Annotated in this window: 1 protein-coding gene and 1 pseudogene; one reads left to right on the top strand and one right to left on the bottom strand. The window is 69.4% G+C overall.

The features are described 5' to 3' along the window. Nucleotides 1–61 precede the first annotated feature (61 nt). Nucleotides 62–883: a PilZ domain-containing protein gene (locus LQV45_RS33540; RefSeq protein WP_230012104.1), complete on the top strand. Its 822-nt coding sequence runs from the start codon at nt 62–64 to the stop codon at nt 881–883. A gap of 27 nt (nt 884–910) precedes the next feature. Here the strand turns inward: LQV45_RS33540 and LQV45_RS33535 are convergent. Beyond that, a pseudogene (locus LQV45_RS33535) lies at nt 911–1,264 on the bottom strand (MBL fold metallo-hydrolase); the annotation flags it as partial.

Raw genomic sequence — 1,264 nt, 5'->3', positions numbered from 1 at the left:
GCGGCACTAACACGAGTACCTCAACGGCACGCTGTGGTGGCTGGAGGGCATCGCCACGCTCGTGGCCTTCCTGATTCCGGTGGTGATCATGCTGTCCGGGGCGCAGACCTCCACTGCCGGGCCTCTGCTTTTCACCGGGGTCTTCCTGGTCATGTTCACCGTGCGCCTGTGGGGCTCCAAGCAGCTGATGCGCAACGAAATCCACTGGCCCACGGCCTTCGCCCTGCGGATTTTCCGCGTCCCGGTCGGCCTGGCGTGCCTCTGGTGGCTCATGTCCCGGAACATCCTGGAGTTCCAGGTGACGCCCAAGGGCGCCACCGACCTCCGGCTCCGGGGCCGGACCCCGCGCATCCTGATCGTGATGGTTGTCCTCATCACCGCGGTGATTCTGTACGCGGCCGCCGGGTTGGCCGGGCTGGTGCCCTGGCGCACGACGCCCGGTTCCACGGTGGCGTCCGGTGCCTGGCTGGTGCTCGCCGGCGCGGTCCTGGTGCTCGGAACGCGCAGAATCCGGGCCGCCGAATTCGCCACATCCCGCCGCAACGCCTACCGGATGGAGGTGTCCGCGCCGGTGGAGGCCGAGGGCACCGGCGGAGAGCTGCTGGACATTTCGGTCGGCGGCGCCGCAGTCCGCTTCCCCCACGGCACGCTGCCGGCTTCGGGGTCCGTTATGCTCCGGTTGCCGGAGGCCGCGCCGGTCCGGCTGCAGGTCATCCGCACCACCGGGCAACCCGACGGCACCGAGATCGCGTCCCTGCGGGCGGCCGACGACGACTGGGCCACCTACCGTGCGCTCTCGTTGTGGATCTTCCACACGCCCGCAGGGGCGTTGCCCGATTTCCCGCCCGGCGTCCCGGCCGCGGCGTCGCTGCGGGGGCGCTGAGGGCTGGAGGCCGGTGGTCCCGCCCGCTCATTCCCCCTCGAGGCAGAGGATGAACCCGGGAAACACATGCCGGCCGGGGCGTCCGCCCACCTCGTCGATGGCCCGGCGGATCTGCCGGAGCTGCTCCACGGTCATCTGTAGCGGTGGTTCGTCGGGCTGGTAGGTGGTGAAGATTGGATAGTCGACGCCGGGCTGCTGCGACATTTCGATGTGGCAGCCCAGGACATGGGTGACGGGGTGGGTGGCGCAGAACCCGATCAGCCGCTCGATGGTGCTCACAAACGCTGGCCAGTCCTGGATGTAGAGCCGGCCGGGATAGACCGTGTCTCCGGTGAGCAGGAACCCGGTGTGGGGATCGTAGAACGTCACGGCCGCGTTGTG

Source organism: Microbacterium sp. Bi128 (assembly GCF_918698205.1).
This window is presented reverse-complemented; position numbering and strand designations above follow the sequence as displayed.